Origin of the sequence: Flavobacterium sp. AG291 (assembly GCF_003350375.1) — a bacterium.
GTDB classification, from domain to species: domain Bacteria; phylum Bacteroidota; class Bacteroidia; order Flavobacteriales; family Flavobacteriaceae; genus Flavobacterium; species Flavobacterium suzhouense.
In genome coordinates, this window is the sequence record NZ_QQAR01000018.1 from 71,846 (window position 1) to 78,285 (window position 6,440).

Sequence of the window (6,440 nt, forward strand, 5' to 3'; positions counted from 1 at the left end):
TCTATGAAAAAAATTACCTTAATTTTTTTCCTGACACTCATTTCTTTTTGCAGCTATGGACAGCTTGCATTAGAAGGTTTTGAGGGTACCTGGTCACCAGCTGACGGAGGTACTGCTACTACTGGTTGGTTCCAGTTTCAAAACAGTGTCGGATTAATCGAGAAATGGGCTCAGGGCCCTGCAGGCAATTCCTTATTGCCACCTTATGATGGTTTAAGAGCAGCTTACCTTCAAAGGGAGAATGTCGCACCGGGTATATTGCCCGAGGATTACCTTGTAACACCACAGTTTAACGTGCCTTTGGAGCCTGAATTGCGCTTCTATTCGCGTTTAACAATAGCTGGTGATCAGGGGAGTATTTATAAGGTCTTTATTGTAGACCTTACTACAAACCCGACTGCTAACTTAAATGTTGCGTCGTCTTACACGGAGCTTGAGTCATGGACAGAGCTCGAAATCAATCCGGTTCAGACTGAATACACTGAAATCGTTGTGCCTTTGCCTGCTGAGTATATTGGCAAGAACGTAAGGATTGCATTTATGATGACAGGTGACAATTTTGACCGATGGTTGGTTGACAATGTTAAGGTTGTGAAAAAGTGTTTAGCGCCAGAAACGCTTGATGTTTTATCTACTACTTTAACTTCAGCCGAGCTTACATGGGCAAATCCTTCGGGTTCTACTCAATGGGAAATTGAGGTTGTTACTGATGCAGGGATACCTACAGGTACGGGTGTTGCCTATTCAGGCACGCTTCCTTATCATGCAACCACAACGGCTCTTGGTGAGCCATTAGTTGAGGGAGGCTGTTACAAATTCTATGTTCGCTCGGTTTGTGACGGTGGCGGAGTAAGCGGATGGGCAGGAGCATTTTATTTCTGTACAAAAGTTACAGGTTCTAACTGTAGTTTTCCAATCGTAATCAATTCACTTCCTTTTTCTGATCTTGATGATACAGCATCATTTGGAGATGATTATAATGGTAATGCAGGTACTGGTTGTGGTACAAGCAACTGGGAGGATTATCTAAGTGGAAATGATGTTGTATACCAGTATACGGCAACTTTTACAGGAGCTATTAATATAGATCTTTCTGAAAACGGACAGTATTCAGGGATATTTGTATATAATAACTGTGCTAGTATTGGTGTTTCCTGTCTTGATGGTGGAACAGGAGGGTATGAAGGTAATCCTGTTTCGCTCGATGATTTTCCTGTTGTAGCGGGTGAAGATTATTACTTTGTAATATCGACATCAAGTCAGCCAACAACTCCATATCAATTAATAATTCAGGCTGTAGCTTGTGATGAGCCTACTAATTTATCAGTTGGTACAACAGGTCTTACGACAGCTTTGCTTTCTTGGGATAATCCATCAGGAGCTACTTCGTGGGAGGTTGTTGTTCAGCCTGCAGGTTCAAGCATACCTTCGGGAGCAGGTACTACTGTAACGGATAATAGCGATTACCTTTGGTCAAATCTAACCGCTTCTACAGCTTACCAATATTGGGTAAGGGCAGATTGCGAAAATGGTAGTTTCAGTGCATGGGCTGGTCCTTATCTTTTCAATACTCAGGTTTGTGATGCAATCTTCCAGTGTGAGTTTACTTTCACAATGTGGGATTTGTTTAGCTGGGATACCTGGAATGGAGATAAGATTCTGGTTAAGCAAAATGGTCTTACTATAGCTACGCTTACAGGTCCTGCGGGAGATGGAAATAATTCTGTAGTTACTGTTCCGGTTTGTAATAATTTGCCGGTTCAGCTAGTTTGGCAGGGCGGCGGTAGTAGCTGGGCGGCTTCAGAGATAGGTTTGAGTGTTAAGAACTCATTTAATCAGACAATTTTCACTAAAAACCCAGATACTGCAATAAATAATCCTCAACTATATGAGGTTGTGGTAGATTGTGATCAGCCATACTGTCTTCCTCCGGAAGATCTTACGGCTACAAATGCTACATTAACAACGGTTGACTTAGGTTGGGCAGGAGATGCAACGGGTAACTGGGATTATTATATAGTTCCTGCAGGTTCTCCGGCGCCAACAGATGCTACACCGGGTACACCTACAACTACCAATCCTACTATTGGAGCAGGTCCGTTAGTAGCTTCTACCGATTACGAATACTATGTAAGAATGCATTGTACTAATTCTTCAACTCCTGTTAGTGGTTGGGCGGGTCCTTATGCTTTCAGTTCTTCGGTATGTGATCCGGTAGAAAAATGTTCATACAATTTTATTCTTAACGCTCCTTGGGACGGATGGGATGATGTTGTGTTAACTGTAAGACAAAATGGTACAAACGTTGCTGTTTTAGGTTCTGATTTTACATCAGGAGACGGAAATACAATGACGGTTCCGGTTGCACTTTGTAACGGAGTGCCTTTTGAGGTGATAATGACAAATGATGGTAACTGGGCCGGACAGGTAGGTCTTGAAATCGTTAATAATTTCGATCAAAGTATATTCTTTAGGGATTTATATGAGGATGGTTCTTCGGGAATGGTCTTATTTACCGATGCGGTAGATTGTTTGCATCCAAAATGTCTTCCTCCAACCGGTCTTGCATCGGCTAATGGAACTATGACAAGTATCGATCTTAGCTGGGATGGTCCTGCTATAGGTAGTTGGGAGTATGTAGTGCTTCCTGCAGGTTCTCCTGCTCCTACAGCAGCAACTCCGGGAACACCTACTACTGCAAATCCAACAGTGGCTGTTCCGCTTGATGCGCCTGCTACTAATTATGACTTCTATGTGAGACTGGTTTGTACAGATGCTACTGACCCTGCAAGTATATGGGCTGGTCCGTTAGCAATACACTCAGAGGTGTGTGATCCTGCTGATAAGTGTGTGTTCCATTTTGAACTGTTAAGTGATGGTGGATATGGTTTTGGAAGTCAGACAATGACTGTTTATCAGGCAGGAGTTCCTGTTGCTGTTCTTGGTCCTGGATTTGACTGGAATGCGCCGAGTCAGGATTCGATGATGGTTGATGTGCCTCTTTGTCCTAACGAAGAAATTCAAATTGTATGGGATAATACAGGTTCATGGGACGATTATGATAAAGGTTTACATGTTTATTCTCCATATATGGAAGATATATATATCAAGCCTTTTGGAGAGGGTGCTCAGGGAGATACTTTGTATACAGGAATGATATCTTGTGATCCTCCTGCATGTTTAAAACCACTTAATCTTAGTGTCTCTGATGTTGCTCTTAACTCTGTAACGCTTGAGTGGGATGAAATGGGAAGTGCCACAAGCTGGGAGGTTTGGGTATTGCCTTATGGCTCTCCTGCGCCAACAGAGCCGGGTACTGTTGTTACAGAAAATCCGGTATCTTGGCCTAACCTTACACCGGGTACTCCATATCAGTTCTATGTAAGAGCAAATTGTGAAGGAGATGGTTACAGTACATGGACAGGTCCATTTGCATTTGTTACTGCAATTGTGAATGACGAATGTGCAGGAGCTATAAATGTACCTGTGAATACAGGAGCTGTATGTTCAACTGTTGTGGCAGGGACTATGAGCGGATCTACTTCGTCGGGTCTTACTCCTAGCTGTTACTGGCAGGAGCCGGAAAATGACGTATGGTACAGTTTTACTGCGACAGGTCCTAACCATGTTGTTACCGTTCAAAATTTAGTAGGAGTAGAGGTTGGTTATGCGCTTTATGAAGGTGGATGTGAAGGTCTTGCTGAAGTGTCTTGTACTGAATATTCATATCAGGATGGAGCTGCGATAGGTGTTCTTAGTGGTTTGACTGCTGGTGAAACATACTATGTTCAGGTGTATGCATCTTACTTCCCTGAGCCGACTGAACCGACTAGTTTTGATATATGTGTTACTTCACCGGCAAGTATTGTTGTAGATACTACAATGGCTGTTGAAGATGTTGTGATGACTTCGCTTGTTGTTGAGAGTTGTGCTACTTTTGAAAATATTACGTGGAGTACTGGTTCTGATTTTGGATCGGCTAATGGTATTGGTCGTTTTGAAAAGGGGCTTTCTACTTTTGGTATTGAAGAAGGTGTTGTTTTAATGACAGGACGTGCTTCGCAGGCGCCTGGACCTAATGTGGGTGATAAATTAGGAGGTTATCCTGATGATCAATGGCCTGGGGATACGCAGTTGTTTGACTATATGACAGATCTTGGTATTGATGTAGGTACTTACAACGATGCTACTTTGTTAGAGTTTGACTTTACACCATTAGCGAATAAATTAAGATTCCCGTTCATTTTTGCTTCAGAAGAATATGGGCAGTATCAATGTTCTTTCTCTGATGCATTTGCGTTCTTCTTAACTCCTCTGGATGAAAATGGTGATCCTGCAGGACCTACTACTAACCTTGCAGTTGTTCCCGGAACAAATGCACCGGTGTCGGTAGTAACAATTAGAGATGGTGCATTTAATGATGGATGTGATTCGGTAAATCCTAATTATTTTGATAATTATTATGGTACTGATTTTGGGGCAGACCTTTCACAGGCTATCGATCCTATGTTTGCACCTATTAACTTCCAGGGGATGACCGTAAGAATGAATGCTGAATCTGATGTTGTTGCCGGACAGAAATACCATATCAAATTGGTTATTGCTGACAGGGGTGACTCAGGTATGGATTCTGCAGTATTCATTGGTGCATTCGATATTGGTAAGCCGGATCTTGGTGTTGACCTTACTATCGAAAATGGTAATGGGGTGTGTAACGGAGATTCTTACACTATAGTAAGTGATCTTGATGCTACGGATTATACCTTTACATGGTATGAGAAACCAATTGGTGCTCCTGATACAAATTATACAGTTATAGAAGGAGAGACTTCGAATGAGCTTACTGTTACCGCTAACGGAGAATACAAACTTGTTGCGTCTTTTGGCGGTCTGTGTGAAGCTAATGATACTGTAGTTATCGAGTTCTATCCTGATGTTGAAGAGGGTACAGGTAATCCTACTCAGTTAGTGGTTTGTGATGCAGATGGATTTGCGACATTTAATCTTTCTGATAACACAGCAAACATACTTGCTGGTCCAAATGGTCCGCTTAACCCTGATGATTATACAATTTCGTATCACCTTACGGCTGAAGATGCTGAGGGAGACCTGAATCCACTTCCGCTTACGGATTATGAAAATGAAGTTCAGGGCTTGCAGGAGATTTATGTGAGAATCGTAACTAAAGACGGTTGTGTTGGTATCAAATCATTCAGCCTGATTGTAGAAGATCGTACTCCTAACTTTACTGTGAATAATGATTTTACAATTTGCGCAGGTACTGCAGGAACAATTACTGTAACACCTGCCGAGCCTGCTAATTATGATCCGGCAACTGTTACTTATGTATGGACTAAAGATGGATTTGCTTATCCGGGTACAACAGCCTCTATTGTTGTTACTGAAGCAGGTTTGTATGAGGTGACTATTGATAATCAGGGATGTCCTGGAGTTGATAGCGTTATTGTTTCTGTAACGCCAAGTCCTGTGGCTGATGATCCTGCCGATGTTGATGTTTGTGGAAAATATGTTCTTCCTGAACTTAGCGCTAACAATAATTACTATACTGGTCCTGGTGGAACAGGTACTATGTTAAGTGCTAATGATGAAATTACATCTACTCAGACAATATATGTGTTTGCATACAGTGAACTTACTCCATCTTGTACATCAGAAAACTCGTTTGTTGTAAATGTAGTTCCTGAGGTATTTGTTAACATTGCTGAAAAATGTGAGGGTAACAATTATATACTTGAGGCTATGTTTGATGATGATAGTATTTATAACGCCGACAATGTAACCTTTGAGTGGACAAACGAAAGTGGTGCTTCTCTTGGAAACGGTGCTACGCTTACTATCGTTGAACAAGGTAAATACTTCCTTACTGCAACTCCGGCCGGACAGGAAATAGCTTGTCCTAAAACGGTAGAAGTACAGGTTGATAGTACTACGTGTGATATTCCGCGAGGTGTTTCTCCTAATGGTGATGGTTACAACGATTCATTCGATCTTTCAACTCTGGATGTTGAAGAACTGAAAATCTTTAACCGTTACGGTCAGGAAGTGTACAGCAAGCGTAATTACACTAACGAATGGATGGGTCAAACCAGCAAAGGCGATGAGTTGCCAACGGGTACCTATTTCTATATGATTAAGCGCTCAAACGGTGAGTCAAAAACCGGATGGGTTTATATCAATAGACAAGAATAAAAATTTTTATAAAAAAGGGCAGATTTTTTTCAATACTGATTAAACCTTTTACAATTTGATAAGTCTAATAAACTTGAGTAATCGATTTTTTCAGGGATTGACTTAGATCTGCCCTATTATTTTTTTGAATTAACCAACACACATTACATGAAGAAACTTTACCTGGCAGCATTATTAGCTCTTGGCGGCCTTGCAGACGCTACAGCCCAGCAGGATCCGCACTACACACA

Annotated in this window: 1 protein-coding gene; it reads left to right on the top strand. The window is 41.7% G+C overall.

The features are described 5' to 3' along the window. The first annotated feature begins 3 nt into the window (after nt 1-3). Nucleotides 4-6,210, top strand: a complete 6,207-nt coding sequence (locus DEU42_RS16285; protein ID WP_114759396.1) for a choice-of-anchor L domain-containing protein — start codon at nt 4-6, stop codon at nt 6,208-6,210. The last annotated feature ends 230 nt before the right edge of the window (nt 6,211-6,440 follow it).